Source organism: Mesorhizobium sp. M0848, from assembly GCF_040319805.1.
In the GTDB taxonomy this organism is placed as follows: Bacteria; Pseudomonadota; Alphaproteobacteria; order Rhizobiales; family Rhizobiaceae; genus Mesorhizobium.
Map to the genome: position 1 here is coordinate 132,894 of NZ_JAMYOM010000017.1, position 14,905 is coordinate 147,798.

General features: G+C 63.7%; 13 protein-coding genes and 1 tRNA gene. 6 read left to right on the forward strand and 8 right to left on the reverse strand.

The genetic code is table 11. The annotated features are described in order from the left end of the window. Positions 1 to 117 precede the first annotated feature (117 nt). Both NKH95_RS20415 and NKH95_RS20420 read left to right on the forward strand, forming a co-directional pair. A complete protein-coding gene (locus tag NKH95_RS20415; RefSeq protein WP_352892731.1) occupies positions 118 to 1,629 on the forward strand; it encodes a UxaA family hydrolase in 1,512 nt (503 codons plus the stop codon). 68 nt (positions 1,630 to 1,697) lie between these two features. After that, a complete protein-coding gene (locus tag NKH95_RS20420) occupies positions 1,698 to 2,444 on the forward strand; it encodes an SDR family NAD(P)-dependent oxidoreductase (protein WP_023811528.1) in 747 nt (248 codons plus the stop codon). A 14-nt stretch (positions 2,445 to 2,458) separates the two neighbouring features. Here the strand turns inward: NKH95_RS20420 and NKH95_RS20425 are convergent, their stop codons facing one another. From NKH95_RS20425 to NKH95_RS20450, 6 genes are all read right to left on the reverse strand, one after another. Beyond that, a complete protein-coding gene (locus NKH95_RS20425; RefSeq protein ID WP_352673263.1) occupies positions 2,459 to 3,364 on the reverse strand; it encodes a dihydrodipicolinate synthase family protein in 906 nt (301 codons plus the stop codon). Between the two features lie 7 nt (positions 3,365 to 3,371). Beyond that, positions 3,372 to 5,084: an L-arabinonate dehydratase gene (gene araD / locus NKH95_RS20430; protein WP_352892734.1), complete on the reverse strand. Its 1,713-nt coding sequence runs from the start codon at positions 5,082 to 5,084 to the stop codon at positions 3,372 to 3,374. Between the two features lie 14 nt (positions 5,085 to 5,098). Further along, positions 5,099 to 5,878, reverse strand: a complete 780-nt coding sequence (locus tag NKH95_RS20435; RefSeq protein WP_128302811.1) for an SDR family oxidoreductase — start codon at positions 5,876 to 5,878, stop codon at positions 5,099 to 5,101. 15 nt (positions 5,879 to 5,893) lie between these two features. Beyond that, the gene (gene araH / locus NKH95_RS20440) at positions 5,894 to 6,844 is read right to left on the reverse strand and encodes an L-arabinose ABC transporter permease AraH (RefSeq protein ID WP_352892737.1); all 951 of its coding nucleotides are present in this window, start codon (positions 6,842 to 6,844) and stop codon (positions 5,894 to 5,896) included. 10 nt (positions 6,845 to 6,854) lie between these two features. After that, on the reverse strand, positions 6,855 to 8,366 hold the full coding sequence (gene araG, locus NKH95_RS20445; RefSeq protein ID WP_352892739.1) for an L-arabinose ABC transporter ATP-binding protein AraG: 1,512 nt from the start codon (positions 8,364 to 8,366) through the stop codon (positions 6,855 to 6,857). 70 nt (positions 8,367 to 8,436) lie between these two features. Beyond that, positions 8,437 to 9,426, reverse strand: coding sequence for an arabinose ABC transporter substrate-binding protein (locus tag NKH95_RS20450; protein ID WP_352892743.1), 990 nt, complete (start codon positions 9,424 to 9,426; stop codon positions 8,437 to 8,439). 200 nt (positions 9,427 to 9,626) lie between these two features. Here NKH95_RS20450 and NKH95_RS20455 point away from each other — a divergent pair, with 200 nt between their 5' ends. Together NKH95_RS20455 and dgoD are read left to right on the forward strand one after the other, a co-directional pair. After that, positions 9,627 to 10,373 carry a FadR/GntR family transcriptional regulator gene (locus tag NKH95_RS20455; protein ID WP_352774471.1) on the forward strand — a complete coding sequence of 249 codons (747 nt, stop codon included), beginning with the start codon at positions 9,627 to 9,629 and terminating at the stop codon, positions 10,371 to 10,373. Between the two features lie 8 nt (positions 10,374 to 10,381). After that, a complete protein-coding gene (gene dgoD / locus NKH95_RS20460) occupies positions 10,382 to 11,530 on the forward strand; it encodes a galactonate dehydratase (RefSeq protein WP_352892745.1) in 1,149 nt (382 codons plus the stop codon). Between the two features lie 192 nt (positions 11,531 to 11,722). Here dgoD and NKH95_RS20465 read toward each other — a convergent pair. Together NKH95_RS20465 and NKH95_RS20470 are read right to left on the reverse strand one after the other, a co-directional pair. After that, positions 11,723 to 11,798, reverse strand: a tRNA-Ala gene (locus NKH95_RS20465). A gap of 173 nt (positions 11,799 to 11,971) precedes the next feature. Beyond that, positions 11,972 to 12,361, reverse strand: coding sequence for a TIGR02300 family protein (locus tag NKH95_RS20470; RefSeq protein ID WP_023811519.1), 390 nt, complete (start codon positions 12,359 to 12,361; stop codon positions 11,972 to 11,974). A 206-nt stretch (positions 12,362 to 12,567) separates the two neighbouring features. Here NKH95_RS20470 and aroA point away from each other — a divergent pair, with 206 nt between their 5' ends. Both aroA and cmk read left to right on the forward strand, forming a co-directional pair. Beyond that, a complete protein-coding gene (gene aroA, locus NKH95_RS20475) occupies positions 12,568 to 13,926 on the forward strand; it encodes a 3-phosphoshikimate 1-carboxyvinyltransferase (protein ID WP_352892748.1) in 1,359 nt (452 codons plus the stop codon). Positions 13,927 to 14,182: 256 nt separating this feature from the next. Continuing rightward, a complete protein-coding gene (gene cmk / locus NKH95_RS20480) occupies positions 14,183 to 14,833 on the forward strand; it encodes a (d)CMP kinase (RefSeq protein WP_352774466.1) in 651 nt (216 codons plus the stop codon). The last annotated feature ends 72 nt before the right edge of the window (positions 14,834 to 14,905 follow it).

Consider the following 14,905-nt stretch of genomic DNA (forward strand, 5'->3'; position numbering starts at 1 on the left):
AATCCAAGCCTTTCGCAACCGCACCTTGACCACTGACATTCTATTATATTAGTATTCTAAATCACTTTTGTCTCTCGACGCTCCTTGTCGGGGAGGCCTTCTTCAGAGTTTGGGTTCATGGCACGGTTCATCAAGCTGTCGGATATCGACAACATTCTTCTGGCGGTCGATCCGTTGAAGATCGGCGAAAAAGCCGGGGACGTGGCGGCCAGGGCACGCATACCGCGCGGGCACAAAATGGCCTTCCGCGACATCGGCTCGGACGAGCCGATCGTGAAATACGGCCAGACCATTGGTTTTGCGCGGGGATCCATCGTCGCCGGCGACTGGGTTCACGAGCACAATGTGTATCTGCGCAATTTCGAACGCGACTACGTCTTCGGCACCAATACCAGGCAAACCGAGGTCGTTGCCGAGGCCGAGCGCGCTACTTTCATGGGTTACCGCCGGCCGAGCGGCAAGGTGGGCACGCGCAACTTCATTGCCGTCCTGACCTCGGTGAACTGCTCTGCCAGCGTCGCCCGGTTCATCGCCGACGAGGTCAACCGGTCTGGCATCCTGCGCGACTATCCCAATGTCGACGGCATCATCGCACTCGTCCACGGCACTGGCTGCGGCATCGACACCAAGGGCCCCGCTTACGACCTGTTGAAACGGACGCAATGGGGCTTTGCCACCAACCCCAATGTCGGCGGCGTGCTGATGGTCGGACTCGGCTGCGAAGCGTTCCAGATCCCGCGCTGGATGCAGTCGTACAACATCGAGGAGAGCACGATTTTCCGCACGATGACCATCCAGGAAACCGGCGGCACGCGAAAGACGGTCGAGGCCGGGGTCCAGGCGATCGTCGACATGCTGCCAACGGTGAACGCCGCCGAAAGGACGCCGCAGCCGGCCTCCGAACTGGTGCTTGCACTGCAATGCGGCGGCTCGGACGGCTATTCCGGCATCAGCGCCAATCCTGCGCTCGGCGCGGCGGTGGACCTGCTTGTCGGGCAAGGCGGCACGGCCGTGCTCTCGGAGACGCCCGAGATCTATGGCGCCGAACATCTCCTCGCCTTGCGCGCCGAGAGCCGCGCGGTGGGTGAAAAGCTGATCGAGCGCATCCGCTGGTGGGAGGATTATACCGCCAGGCACGACATGGAGATGAACAACAACCCTTCGCCCGGCAACAAGCTGGGTGGGCTGACGACCATCCTGGAGAAATCGCTCGGCGCCTCCGCCAAGGGCGGCACCACCAATCTGCGCGCGGTGCTGGAATATGCCGAGCCGATCAACGAGCGCGGCCTCGTCTTCATGGATACGCCTGGCTACGATCCGGTCTCGGCCACCGGGCAGGTCGCCGGCGGCGCCAACATATTGTGCTTCACCACCGGCCGTGGTTCGGCCTTCGGCTGCAAGCCGACGCCCTCGATCAAACTCGCCTCCAACAGCTTCATCTTCGAGCAGATGCGCGAGGACATGGACATCAATTGCGGAGACATACTGGACGGCATCTCGCTGGCCGAGAAGGGCGAGGAGATCTTCGCCGAGATCCTGCGCGTCGCATCCGGCGGGCGCACCAGGTCCGAAGCGCTCGGCTATGGCGACAACGAGTTCGTGCCGTGGAGCCTTGGCGCGACCATGTAGCGATATCGCCCGCCTGCACAGGCCGGCGGGCGCCCACGAAAAATCTCAAACGGAAAGAACCGCTCGACATGAACAGCATCGATCTTGACGGCCAGCACGCTGTCGTCACCGGCGGCGCCCAGGGCCTCGGCTTCGCGATGGCCAGACGCTTCGTTGCCTCCGGCGCGACGGTCAGCTTGTGGGACCTCGATGAGGCACGTCTCGAGACCGCACGAGAAGAACTCGGCAGCGCCGCTTCGACAGAATTGGTGGATGTCGCCGACTGGGCGTCGGTGGATGCCGCGCGCGCCAGGACCGAAGAGCGCGCCGGCAAGATTTCCATTCTGGTCAATTCCGCCGGGATCGCGGGCCCGGCCGCCCCGCTCGACGTCTACGACATCGAGACGTGGAAGAAGGTCATCGACGTCAATGTGAACGGCACGTTCTACGTCAACCGGGCGGTGGTTCCGGGAATGAAGGAGCGCAATTACGGGCGCATCGTCAACATCGCCTCGGTCGCCGGCAAGGAGGGCAACCCCAACGCATCAGCCTATTCGGCCTCGAAGGCGGCGGTCATTGGCCTGACCAAGTCGCTCGGCAAGGAACTGGCGCAGTACGACATCGCGGTGAACTGCATCTCGCCAGCCACGGCGCAGACGCGCATTCTCGAACAGCTGACGCCGGAGCATATCGAATATATGCGCTCGCGCATTCCGCGCGGCCGCCTGCTGGAGGTCGACGAGGCCGCCGCCATGGTCGCCTGGCTCGTCTCCAAGGAGAACAGTTTTACAACCGCCTCTACATTCGACCTGTCTGGTGGGCGGACGACCTATTGAAAGGCAGTTGACGTTCAGCCAGGCAACCGACCGAGACCAATCGCAAAGCGCTCCACCATCGCGAGGCCAGGCTCGCTGGGCCGCATCGCCGGAGCCCGGTCGTGTATCGGGATGCCTGCGCGGGCGCCGAACAGCCGCTTGCCATAGCAGATCAAGTTTTCGATGCCTTGCATGACGAAGACCGCTGCCGGCAACATTCTTGCATATTCAGCCTCGGCCGTGGCTTCGCCTCCGGCGCGGAACGCATGATAGGCGCGCACGGCATAGTCGGCGCAATCCGGCGCCAGGATCATGCCGCGGCAACCGATGCGGAAATTGTCGATCAGTTCCAGGCCGCCACGCCCGTTGAAAACCGGTATCCGGCCATCGGTGCGCTCGATCAGCCCGGCGATGTCGGTAACCGGACCCTCGCCCTTGATCAGCCTAACGTTGGGATACAGCGTGACGAGGTCGCGGATTTCGTCTGATGAAAGGCCGCGCCCGAAAAACGCCGGCGCGTTCTGGATCACCACCGGCAGATCGGTCGCCTCGGCAACGCGGCCGAAGAACTTGATGTATTCCGGCGCACCATAGGACCCAACCGGCGGCGGCTGCAGGATCACCCAATCCGCTCCCACGCTTTCAGCATGGCGAACCTGTGCGACCTGCTCGGCCACCGAAGCGCCGAAGATGGTGAAAGCGAGTGGCACTTTTCCGTCGGTGTCTTCCGCCGTCCAGTCCATGATCGTCCGGCGCTCGGCCTCGGACAGCTTGGCGACTTCCGTCGCCAAGCCGAGCGCCGCCATGCCGTGCACGCCGCTCGCCAGGCAGATCTCGACCTGCCTGCGCATCGCCGCGCGGTCGAGTTTTTCGTTCTCATCAAAGAGCGCGTAGAGAATGGCGTGAATGCCGTGGAAATCATAAGGTTTGAATTTTGTCACGCGGACCTCAATGGCTTTCGCGTGGAATGGCGTGGCCACGGCATCCGACGAGAAAATCGAGGTCGGCGCCGCGATCCGCCTGCAGCACATGGTCGACGTAAAGACCCTGATAGCCGCCGCGCATAGCCGGCTGCGGCGGAGCCCAGGATGTCCGCCGCTTTGCGAGTTCCTGTTCTGACACGTCGAGATGCAGCTTCCTTGCTTCGACATCGAGCTCGATCATGTCGCCGCTCCTCACCAGCGCCAGCGGGCCGCCGACAGCGGCTTCGGGTGCGGCATGCAGCACGACGGTGCCGAAGGCGGTGCCCGACATGCGGGCATCGGAGATACGGATCATGTCGCGGACGCCTTGCTTCAACAGCTTCTGAGGCAGCGCCATGTTGCCGACCTCGGCCATCCCCGGATAGCCCTTGGGGCCGCAATTCTTCAGCACCATGATCGAGCCCTCGTCGATGTCCAGCAAGGGATCGTCGATGCGCGCCTTGTAGTCGTCAATGTCCTCGAAGACGACGGCGCGGCCGCGATGCTTCATGAGAGCTGGCGACGCGGCTGACGGTTTGATGATGGCGCCGTCGGGCGCCAGATTGCCGCGCAGCACCGCGATGCCGCCGTGCGATGTCAGCGCCTTGTCGCGCGGGCGGATCACCTCCGGATTGTAGTTTTGGGCGTCAGTGATGTTCTCGCGCACGCTCTTGCCGGTGACGGTCAGCGCATCGAGATCGAGCATGTCGGCGATCTCTTTCATGACGGCCGGAATGCCGCCGGCGTAGCAGAAATCCTCCATCAGGAAACGGCCTGACGGCATCAGGTCGAGGATGGTCGGCACGTCGCGGCCATATCGATCCCAATCATCCAGGGTCAGCTCGGTGCCGACGCGGCCGGCGATGGCCAGGAGATGCACGACCGCATTGGTGGAGCCGCCGATCGCGCCATTGACGCGGATGGCGTTGGCGAAAGCTTTTCTCGTGAGGATAGCCGACGGGCGCAGATCCTCATTGACCATCTCGACGATGCGCCGCCCCGTCATGCGGGCGATGCGGCTGCGGCGCGCGTCGACGGCGGGATAGGCGGCATTGCCTGGCAGCGCCAGGCCGAGCGCCTCGACCATCGAGGCCATGGTCGAGGCCGTTCCCATCGTCATGCAGTGGCCGGGCGAACGTGACATGGCGCTCTCGGCATTGGCGAAATCCTGTTCGCTCATCACGCCGGCGCGGACATCCTCGGAGAATTTCCACACATCAGTGCCTGAGCCGATCTCGCGGCCCTGGAAGCGGCCATTAAGCATCGGCCCGCCGGAGATAACGATCGACGGCAGGTCGCAGGAGGCTGCGCCCATCACCAGTGACGGTGTGGTCTTGTCGCAGCCGGCCATCAGCACCACGCCATCCATCGGGTTGCCGCGGATCGCCTCCTCGACATCCATCGAGGCAAGGTTGCGAAACAGCATCGCCGTCGGCCGCAGATTGGACTCGCCGCAGGAGAAGACCGGGAATTCCAGCGGCAGGCCGCCGGCCTCCAGGACGCCGGCCTTGATGTGCTCGATCAGGCCACGGAAATGCACGTGGCAAGGCGTGAATTCGGAGAAGGTGTTGCAGATGCCGATCACCGGGCGGCCGTCGAAGGCATCGTCGGGCAGGCCGTTGTTCTTCATCCAGCTGCGGTGGATGAAGGCATCCTTGCCCAGCCCGCCGAACCAATGCTGCGATCGTCTCTTGGTCATGGTCTTTCCGGCGTTCAGGCGGGATGCTGCAGCTGGCTCAGCCCGCCATCGACGACGAGCGTCGCCGCGTTCATGAACGGGCATTCGTCGGAGATCATGAACACCGCAGCCCGCGCGATCTCGCGCGCCGTGGCGATGCGGCCGCCGGGATGCAGCGCCATGGTGTTGGCGCGTGCTGCGGCCGGATCGGCAAAGCTGTTCCAGTAGTCGATCGCCTTCTGCGTCTCGACATAGCCCGGCGCCAGCGCGTTCACGCGCACGCCTTGCGCCGCATATTCGAGCGCCAGCGATTTGGTCAGGCCGAGCAGCGCGTGCTTGGCGACGGGATAGGGGAAGGTGTGCGGAATGATGGTGAAGCTGTGCGTCGAGGCGATGTTGAGGATGGCGCCGCCGCCGCTTGTAATCATGCCCGGCAGCACAGCCTTGCTGCAATTCCAGGCGCCCTTGACGTTGACGTCGAAATTGCGGTTCCACTCTTCCTCGGTCGCCTTGAGCGGCGTCGAGAACACATTGACCCCGGCATTGTTGATCAGCGCGTTGATGTGGCCGATTTCGTCGGTCGCTTGGCCGACGGCAGTGGCAATCGCGGCTCCGTCGCTGATGTCGGCTGCCGCATGCCCGACATGGCCGTGCGGCGCGGCAAGGCCGGCGACGGCCTTGTCCAGCAGTGCGCCGTCGCGGTCGACGAGGAACAGTCTTGCACCTTCGGCAAGGCAGGCCTCGGCGATGGCCAGCCCGATGCCTTGCGCGGCGCCGGTCAGGAAGATGCGTTTGCCGGAAAGGCGCTCAGCCATTTTTGTCCCTCCAGCTTAGCGCCGGCCCAGTGCCGACGAGCGCAGATTGTCGAGCAGCACGGCCAGCAGCAGGATCACGCCACGTACGATGTACTGGTAGAAGGCCGGGATGTTGAGCAGGTTCATGGCGTTTTCGGCGATGCCCATGATCAGCACGCCGACGATGACGCCCGACATGGTGGCGCGGCCGCCGGCAAGCGAAACACCGCCGAGCACGCAGGCCGAGATGACCGAGAGTTCGAGCCCGACCGCCGCGTTGGGCTGGCCGGAGGTGATGCGCGACGCCAGCAGGATGCCGGCGATGCCGCAGACGACGCCCTGCAGCGCAAAAATCCAGATGCGCGTCCGGTCGACATTGACGCCGGCAAGACGCGAGGCCTCCGGATTGCCGCCGATGGCCAGCGTGTTCTTGCCGAAGACGGTGCGGTTGAGGACGAAGCCGAAGATGCAAAACAGGATAGCGAGCACCCAGACCGGCGTCGGTATGCCGAGCAGTTTCGAGAGCGCCAGCTGATAGAAATCCGAGCTGTTGATGCCGACGGCACGGCCGTCGGACGCGATCAGCGCAAAGCCGCGCACGATCTGCATGGTGGCCAGCGTCGTGATCAGCGCGTTGATGCGGAATTTGGCGATGACGAGGCCGTTGATGAAGCCGACGAAAGCGCCGCAGGCGATTGCCGCCAGCAGGCCAAGCAGGATCGAGCCGGTGTAATTCGACGCCATCACAGCGACCATGCCGGCAAAGGCGACGATCGAACCGACCGACAGGTCGAAGTCGCGCGCGGCGAGGCAGAACATCATGGTGCAGGCGACGATGCCGACGGTGACCACCGACTGCAGCAGGCCGAGCATGTTGCGGTCCGTAAGGAAGTTCGGCACCAGAGCCGACACCAGCGCGAAGGCGACGACGAAGATGACGACGAGGCCCTGTTCGCCGAGCAGGATTTTTTTCAACTGGTCGGTCATGCCAAAGTCCTCAGGATGCGATCGCGTCGGGAGTTTTCTGATCGGGGAGAGCGGCGGCCAGGATCGCCCTTTCGGCGAACTGGTCGCGGGTGAGTTCGGCGCTGACGCGGCCACCGCACATCACCAGAATACGGTCGCAGATGCCCATCACTTCCGGCAGTTCGGACGAGACGACGACGATCGCCATGCCGTCCTGCGCAAGCTGGTAGAGCAATTCGTAGATTTCCGATTTGGCGCCGACATCGATGCCGCGCGTCGGTTCGTCGACGATGAGAACCCGCACCCCTTGTTCGGACAGCCAGCGGCCAAGGATGACCTTCTGCTGGTTGCCGCCGGAGAGATTGATGATGTCCTGCTTGCGCGACGGCGTGCGCACCTTGAGCTTCTTGATGAAGGTTTCGGCGGTGGCGATCTCGCTGGCGCGGTTGAGCACGCCGAAGCGCGTGTGATGGCGCCGCGACGAGATGTTGATGTTCTCCTCGACCGAGCGGCCCTGGATGATGCCGTCATGCTTGCGATCCTCCGAGCACAGCACGATGCCGGCCCGGATCGTACCACGCGGATCGGCGGCACGGACCAGCTTGCCGTCGACGGTGATGCTGCCGCCCGAGCGCGGATCGGCGCCATAGACCAGCCGCATCAGTTCCGAGCGCCCGGCGCCGATCAGGCCGAAGAAGCCGACGATCTCGCCTGCCCTCGCCTCGAAACTGGCCGGCGTCTTCAGTTTGGGGCCGCTGAGAGCGTCGACCTTCAGGCGGACATCGCCCGTTTTTCGTGCGCGAAAACCCCAGATATCCGAAATCTCGCGGCCGACCATCTCGGCGACGACCTGGTCGCGGGTGACGCCTTTCAGCGACGCATGGTGCGCCGCGAGCTTGCCGTCGCGCAGCACGGTCAGGCTGTCGCAGAGCCGGAACACTTCGTCGAGCCTGTGCGAGACATAGATGATGACCTTGCCTTCGCCGCGCAGGCGGTCGATCAGGGCAAACAGGATTTCGCTTTCGCGCGAGGAAAGCGACGAGGTCGGTTCGTCCAGCGCGATAACGCGTGCGTCGAGCATGACCGCCTTGGCGATCTCGACCATCTGGCGTTCGCCGATCGACAGCGTCTTGACCTTGCGTCGCATGTCGATGTCGATACCGGCCGATTTCAGCTTGGCGCCGACGTCGTCCATCATCCGGCGGCCGGCGATGATGCCGGCGTTGGCGGGGAAACGACCGAGGCTGAGGTTTTCGGCAACGGTGAGTTCAGGAACGAGTTGCAGTTCCTGATGAATGACAATGACGCCATTGTCGAAGGCATCCCGGGTCGAGGTATAGGCCTGAACCCTGCCGTCAATGCGGATCTCGCCCTCATCGGCATGCTGGTCGCCGGACAGGATCTTGATCAGGGTGGATTTGCCGGCGCCGTTCTCGCCCATCAGGCCATGCACGGCGCCTTTGTCGACACCGAACGAGACGTCCGACAGCGCCTTGACGCCCGGATAGGTCTTGGTGACGTGCGAGAAGTCAAGAAAGGACACGGGCAGCGATCCTCGTATGGAATGGCAAACAGGCGGCGGGATGAGCCGCCGCCTGTTTGTACAGGGAGGATTATTCGATGCCGAGGCCCTGGCGGACCTTCTGGTAGTCGTCGCGCTTGGCGAGTGCACCCGAGGTCAGGATCAGCTTCTCCGGTTCCTTGTTGTTGGCGACCCAGTCATACATGTTGAGCGCCGTCTCGTAGCCATGACGCTTCGGCGAGATGATCACGGTGCCGACGAAGCCGGTGGCCGTCGGCTTCTTAAACTCGTTGATCGCCGAATCGGCGCCGCCAATGCCAACACCGATCATGGCGTCCGCCGGAAGGCCAACGCTTTCGGCTGCACGCACGGCGCCGAGCACCGCCTCGTCGTTGAGACCGAAGGAGACCCACTTCTTGATGTCGGCATGGGCGTTGAGCACGACCGTCGCCGCATTGAGGGCAGCTTCCGTGTCGGTCTTGGCCTGCGGGGCGTCGAAAATGTTCCCGGCCTTGAAGCCGTTCGCCTTGAGCACCGAGATGGCGCCTTCGACGCGGTCGACGGCGGTCGGCAGTTGGTCATAGGAGACGCGGATGGCGCCGACCTCGTCGGCCTTCCAGCCGCGTGCCTTCATTTCGTCGACGATCGCCTGGCCGACGGCCTCGCCGATCTTGGTGGCCGAAATGCCCATATGCGGGACGTCTTCCAGCGCCTTGCCGTCGGCGCCGACCAGGCGGTCATCGACAGTCATCAGCTTGAGATTGTTGGCGGCGGCCTTGGCGACGATGCCGGGGCCAAGCTTCACGTCCGGTGTGCAGACGATGAAGCCCTGGGCGCCCTGGGCGCCGAGATTGTCGATCGCCGACATCAGCTTCTCACCGTCCTCGGCGCCGATCTTGACCAGGGTGAAGCCCTTCTCCTTGGCGGCCTGGTCGGCGAACTTCCATTCGTCCTGGAACCACGGCTCCTCGGGCTGCTTGACGATGAAACCGATCTTGGTGTCCTGAGCATATGCAGCGATGGTCGTGACGGACAGCACGGCAAGCGCGCCCGCGACGAGCGCGGTCTTCAAAAGTCGCATGATTACCTCCCAGCGATAGACCGGGCGCTCAGCCCGGATGCCGGAGTCTCTAATCCTTTTTATCATACTCGTCAATTGATCTGGTATGATAATTAATGTACATGCTCTGACCAGCAATCGCTGGCGCAATCAGTCCGCATCCGTTAATGGCGGATCGGTTGTGCGAAACCAGCGGTTCGCCGCCTTGGAGGAGGGCTGAGGTGACCGGGACTTTGAAGAAACCGCAAGGCGACACAGCCACTCGCCGCCCGCGCGTCATGCCCGATGTGACCAAGGCAATGGCCTCAGACATCTTTTCCGGGCGCTACCCGGCCGGATCCTCCTTGCCGACCGAAAACGAACTCGGCGTCGAATATGGTGTCAGCCGCACTGTCATCCGCGAGGCCCTGAAAGTGTTGGCGGCAAAGGGGCTGGTGCTGTCGCGGCCGCGCGTCGGCACGATCGTCTGCAACGAGGACGACTGGAACATCATCGACCCACAGGTGCTGGCCTGGCACGCGCCGCATGCACTGGACGACAAGCTGTTCGACGCCATTCTTGAAACGCGCCGGGCCATCGAGCCGCTGGTTGCCGAACTGGCTGCCACGCGCGCGACGCTGCAGGAGATCGCCGATCTGGAGGCCGCCTGGCGCGGCATGGCTGGCGCCGGCGAGGACCTCGCCGCCTTCTCGCGCAGCGACATCGCTTTCCACCAGATCGTCTATGCCGCGAGCCACAACCCGATCTTTCGCCAGATTGGCAATCTCATCGACACCGGGCTGAAATTCTCGCTCGAGGCCACGGCGGTGATTTCGCTCGACCGGCGCATGGAGGCCGTGGCGGCGCACCGCGAGGTGGTCGAAGCGCTGCGCATGCGCAATGCCGAGGCGGCGCGTGGGGCCGCAAACAAGATCCTCGACCTTGCGGCGCGCGACCTCGTCAGCGCCAAGAAACTCAAGAGCAACTGAGACTGCGCATGAAAATCATCTCGCTCACCACCTACATCGTTCCGCCGCGCTGGCTGTTCCTGAAGATCGAGACCGATGCCGGCGTCACCGGCTGGGGCGAGCCGGTCGTCGAGGGCCGGGCGCTGACCGTCGAGGCAGCGGTCAAGGAGCTTGGCGATTACCTCATCGGCAAGGATCCCCGCCTGATCGAGGACCACTGGACGGTGATGCACCGCGGCGGCTTCTACCGTGGCGGGCCGATCCTGATGAGCGCCATTGCGGGCATCGACCAGGCACTGTGGGATATCAAGGGCAAGGCGCTCGGCGTTCCCGTGCATGAGTTGCTCGGCGGCAAGCTGCGCGACACGATCAAGGTCTATTCCTGGATCGGAGGGGACCGGCCGGCCGAAGTGGCCGCTGGTGCGAAGGAAATGGTTGCACGCGGTTTCCTGGCGTTGAAGATGAACGGCACCGAGGAACTGCAGATCGTCGACAGCCATGACAAGATCGACGCCGCTGTCGAACGCGTCGCCATGGTGCGCGAGGCCGTCGGACCCAACATCGGCATCGCCGTCGATTTTCATGGCCGCGTCCACCGGCCGATGGCGCGCGCCCTGGTCAAGGAGCTCGAGCCCTACAGGCTGATGTTCATCGAGGAGCCGGTGCTCAGCGAAAACCGCGAGGCGCTGAAGGAGATCGCCGCGCTCGGCTCGACGCCGATCGCGCTCGGCGAGCGGCTCTACAGCCGCTGGGACTTCAAATCCGTGTTCGAGGAAGGTGTCGTCGACATCATCCAGCCTGATCTGTCGCATGCCGGTGGCATCACCGAATGCCGCAAGATCGCAGCGATGGCGGAAGCCTATGACGTCGCGGTGGCGCCGCACTGCCCGCTCGGGCCGATCGCGCTTGCCGCGTGCCTGCAGCTCGACGCGGTCAGCTACAACTGCTTCATCCAGGAGCAGAGCCTCGGCATCCACTACAACGCCGCCAACGACCTGCTCGACTATGCCGCCAACAAGGATGTCTTCCGCTACGAGGATGGTTATGTCGCCATTCCCGACGGCCCGGGCCTGGGTGTCGAGATCGACGAGGAGTACGTCAAGGAACGCGCCAGGGAAGGCCACCGCTGGCGCAACCCTGTCTGGCGCCACAAGGACGGCTCCTTCGCCGAGTGGTGATCGGGCCGGCTTCCAGTCTCTAAGCGCTCCATGAACAGTGAAGACTTTGTCCGGCGAACGGTTGCTCGCGAGAAATGGCTGGTTCGTTCCGTTTGATGGGGGCGCTTTCAGCGGCGTTGCCTGAACTGACCATCAAACGCAGATGACCGCAGTACGGCACATTCATCGGCTGCGAATTGCAGAGGGACTGTTTGGTGGAGCCAATCGGGATCGAACCGACGACCTCTTGAATGCCATTCAAGCGCTCTCCCAACTGAGCTATGGCCCCACTTCCGGCAGTCAACCGGCGCCGTTTCCGGCGAAGAGATCCGGCGCGGGTTGGAGACCGCGCCGTTAGTGCAGGCGGCTTCTAACCCCGCCCTTCTCAGATATCAAGCCTTCGAGAGCCGCTTTTTCTTCGCAGGCCGCGAAAGCCCACAAACGCCCGCTTTCAAGGCCCGATCAGACCTCGTCGTCGTCGTCGCCGACGCCGATCATGTCGGCAACGTCGTCATCTTCTTCCTCTTCGTCGGCGAGAAAGGTGTCATCCTCGTCGTCGCCGAGGTCGACGTCATCCTCGTCGTCGCCGAGATCCGGCAGGTCGTCGCCCTTGGCGTCCTCGTCGGCCTCTTCAAGCGAGACGACCTCAACGCCCTCTTCTTCCTCGGCGTCCACTTCCTTCTCGGCCACTTCCTCTTCCTCCTCGAGGGCGGCAATCTTGCCTTCCTCGAAATAGGAACGCGGATAGGTCTTGCCGGTGTAGGGCGAGACGATCGGGTCCTTGTTCAGGTCGTAGAATTTTCGGCCCGTCTCCGGGTCGATACGTTTTGTGCCAAGTTCGGTTTTTGCCACGGCAAGCCTCGTCAATAAAAGAGTGGTCCCCTTAACCACAGTTTGCAGCGCTGTCAAAGCGAAAAGCCGGCGTCACAAAACCATACGTTGAAAGGCGTCGCGTCAGTGACGACCATGGGGGATGACCATTTCGGCCCGCCGTGATACGAGACCGCCGCAACAAATGAAAAGCGCCGGCCTGCCGGCATTCCGTCCAGGGAAATTCCATGTCTCACGCCGCCGCGCCCAAGCCGGCCACCGCCCGCCAATCCCCAGCCCTTTCTGGTATCGCGCGCGTGCCGGGCGACAAGTCGATCTCGCACCGCTCCTTCATGTTCGGCGGCCTCGCCTCGGGCGAGACCCGCATCACCGGCCTGCTCGAAGGCGAGGACGTGATGCGCACAGGTGCTGCCATGAAGGCTATGGGCGCACATATCGAGAAGAACGGCGACGAGTGGGTGATCCGCGGCACAGGCAATGGCGCACTGCTGCAGCCGGAAGGCCCGCTCGATTTCGGCAATGCCGGCACCGGCTCGCGGCTGACCATGGGCCTTGTCGGCACCTATGACATGGAGACGACCTTCATCGGCGACGCCTCGCTGTCGGGCCGGCCGATGGGCCGCGTGCTGGAACCCTTGCGCCAGATGGGCGTGCAGGTGCTGAAGGCGACGCCGGGCGACCGCATGCCGATTACGCTGCATGGACCGAAGCACGCCGCCCCGATCACCTATCGCGTGCCGATGGCCTCGGCGCAGGTGAAGTCCGCGGTGCTGCTCGCCGGCCTCAACACGCCCGGCATCACCACGGTGATCGAACCGGTGATGACACGTGACCACACCGAAAAGATGCTGAAGGGTTTTGGCGCCAACCTGTCGGTTGAGACCGACGAGCGCGGCGTGCGCCACATCTTCATCGAAGGCCAGGGCAAGCTCACCGGCCAGACGATCGCCGTGCCGGGCGACCCGTCCTCGGCCGGCTTCCCGCTGGTGGCCGCACTGATCGTGCCGGGTTCGGACATTACAATCGAAAACGTATTGATGAACCCGACCCGCACCGGCCTGCTTTTGACGCTGCAGGACATGGGCGGCAAGATCGACATCCTCAACCCGCGCAATGCCGGCGGCGAAGACGTCGCCGATCTGCGCGTACGTTACTCCGAACTGAAAGGCGTCATCGTGCCACCCGAGCGGGCGCCGTCGATGATCGACGAGTATCCGGTGCTGGCGGTCGCGGCGAGCTTCGCCGAGGGCGAGACGCTGATGCAGGGGCTGGAGGAGCTGCGCGTCAAGGAATCAGACCGGCTGTCGGCCGTCGCCAACGGGCTGAAGCTCAACGGCGTTGATTGCACCGAGGGCGAGGCCTCGCTCGCCGTGCGCGGAAAACCGGGCGGCAAGGGGCTGGGTGGCCATCCGAACGGCCAGGACACGACCGTGCAGACCCATCTCGACCACCGCATCGCCATGAGTTTCTTGGTCATGGGGCTGGCGACGGAAAAGCCGGTGACGATCGATGACGCCGCGATGATTGCGACGAGCTTTCCGGAGTTCATGGGGCTGATGACGGGGCTGGGCGCGGAGATCGGGTGACGGTCGTGGCAACCAATAGCCTTGGCACGTTGGCGGGACAGCACCCCTCTCTGTCCTGCCGGACATCTCCCCCGCAAGGGGGGAGATTGGCGGCTTTGGCGCTCCATTCAATCCTGCAATATTGGCGATTGGCTAAGTCAGCGGTGATGGCTGATCTCCCCCCTTGCGGGGGAGATGTCCGGCAGGACAGAGGGGGGTGTGAAGAATCTCGGCGCCCGTCTTCTTCATCGCACCTGTCAATCGCAGCGGCCCGCCAATGACTCACACCTTCACCATCGCCATCGACGGCCCCGCAGGCGCCGGAAAAGGCACGCTGGCCCGGCGGCTCGCCGACCACTACCGGCTGAACCTGCTCGACACCGGTCTCACCTATCGCGCCGTCGCCTATGCGCTCATCCAGCACGCGCTGCCGCTCGACAATGTCTCGGCCGCCGAAACCGCGGCCCGCCAGGTCGATCTGGCGAAGCTCGACCGCGCGGTGCTGTCGGCGCATGCCGTCGGCGAGGCTGCCTCCAAGGTCGCGGTGTATCCGACGGTGCGGCGCATCCTCGTCGAAAAGCAGCGCGACTTCGCCAAGACGCCGCCGGGCGCGGTGCTCGACGGGCGCGACATCGGCACCGTTGTCTGCCCCGACGCCGACATCAAACTCTATGTGACAGCGAGCGCCGAGGTGCGGGCACAGCGCCGGCTGTCGGAGATCGAGAGCATCGGCGGGACCGCCGATTTCACCGAAATCCTCGCCGATATCGTGCGCCGCGACGAACGCGACATGAGTCGAGCGGACTCACCGTTGAAGCCGGCGGCCGACGCGCACTTGCTTGATACCAGCGAAATGGCTATAGAAGCCGCGTTTCTTGCAGCCATGGCGATCATAGACGACGTGCTGGCCAAAAGAGACAACGCCTGATCCGGGTTTTCCCTCGTATTTCCGTTGTCGGAGGCGAAGAAAATACCCATATCGGGCACGAACCAGCCTGCC

Excerpts from the sequence above, each read along its gene's own strand:
- NKH95_RS20415 (WP_352892731.1), top strand. The coding sequence starts at position 118 with ATGGCACGGTTCATCAAGCTGTCGGATATCGACAACATTCTTCTGGCG.
- NKH95_RS20420 (WP_023811528.1), top strand. The coding sequence starts at position 1,698 with ATGAACAGCATCGATCTTGACGGCCAGCACGCTGTCGTCACCGGCGGC.
- araD (WP_352892734.1), bottom strand. The coding sequence starts at position 5,084 with ATGACCAAGAGACGATCGCAGCATTGGTTCGGCGGGCTGGGCAAGGAT.
- NKH95_RS20435 (WP_128302811.1), bottom strand. The coding sequence starts at position 5,878 with ATGGCTGAGCGCCTTTCCGGCAAACGCATCTTCCTGACCGGCGCCGCG.
- araH (WP_352892737.1), bottom strand. The coding sequence starts at position 6,844 with ATGACCGACCAGTTGAAAAAAATCCTGCTCGGCGAACAGGGCCTCGTC.
- NKH95_RS20450 (WP_352892743.1), bottom strand. The coding sequence starts at position 9,426 with ATGCGACTTTTGAAGACCGCGCTCGTCGCGGGCGCGCTTGCCGTGCTG.
- dgoD (WP_352892745.1), top strand. The coding sequence starts at position 10,382 with ATGAAAATCATCTCGCTCACCACCTACATCGTTCCGCCGCGCTGGCTG.
- aroA (WP_352892748.1), top strand. The coding sequence starts at position 12,568 with ATGTCTCACGCCGCCGCGCCCAAGCCGGCCACCGCCCGCCAATCCCCA.
- cmk (WP_352774466.1), top strand. The coding sequence starts at position 14,183 with ATGACTCACACCTTCACCATCGCCATCGACGGCCCCGCAGGCGCCGGA.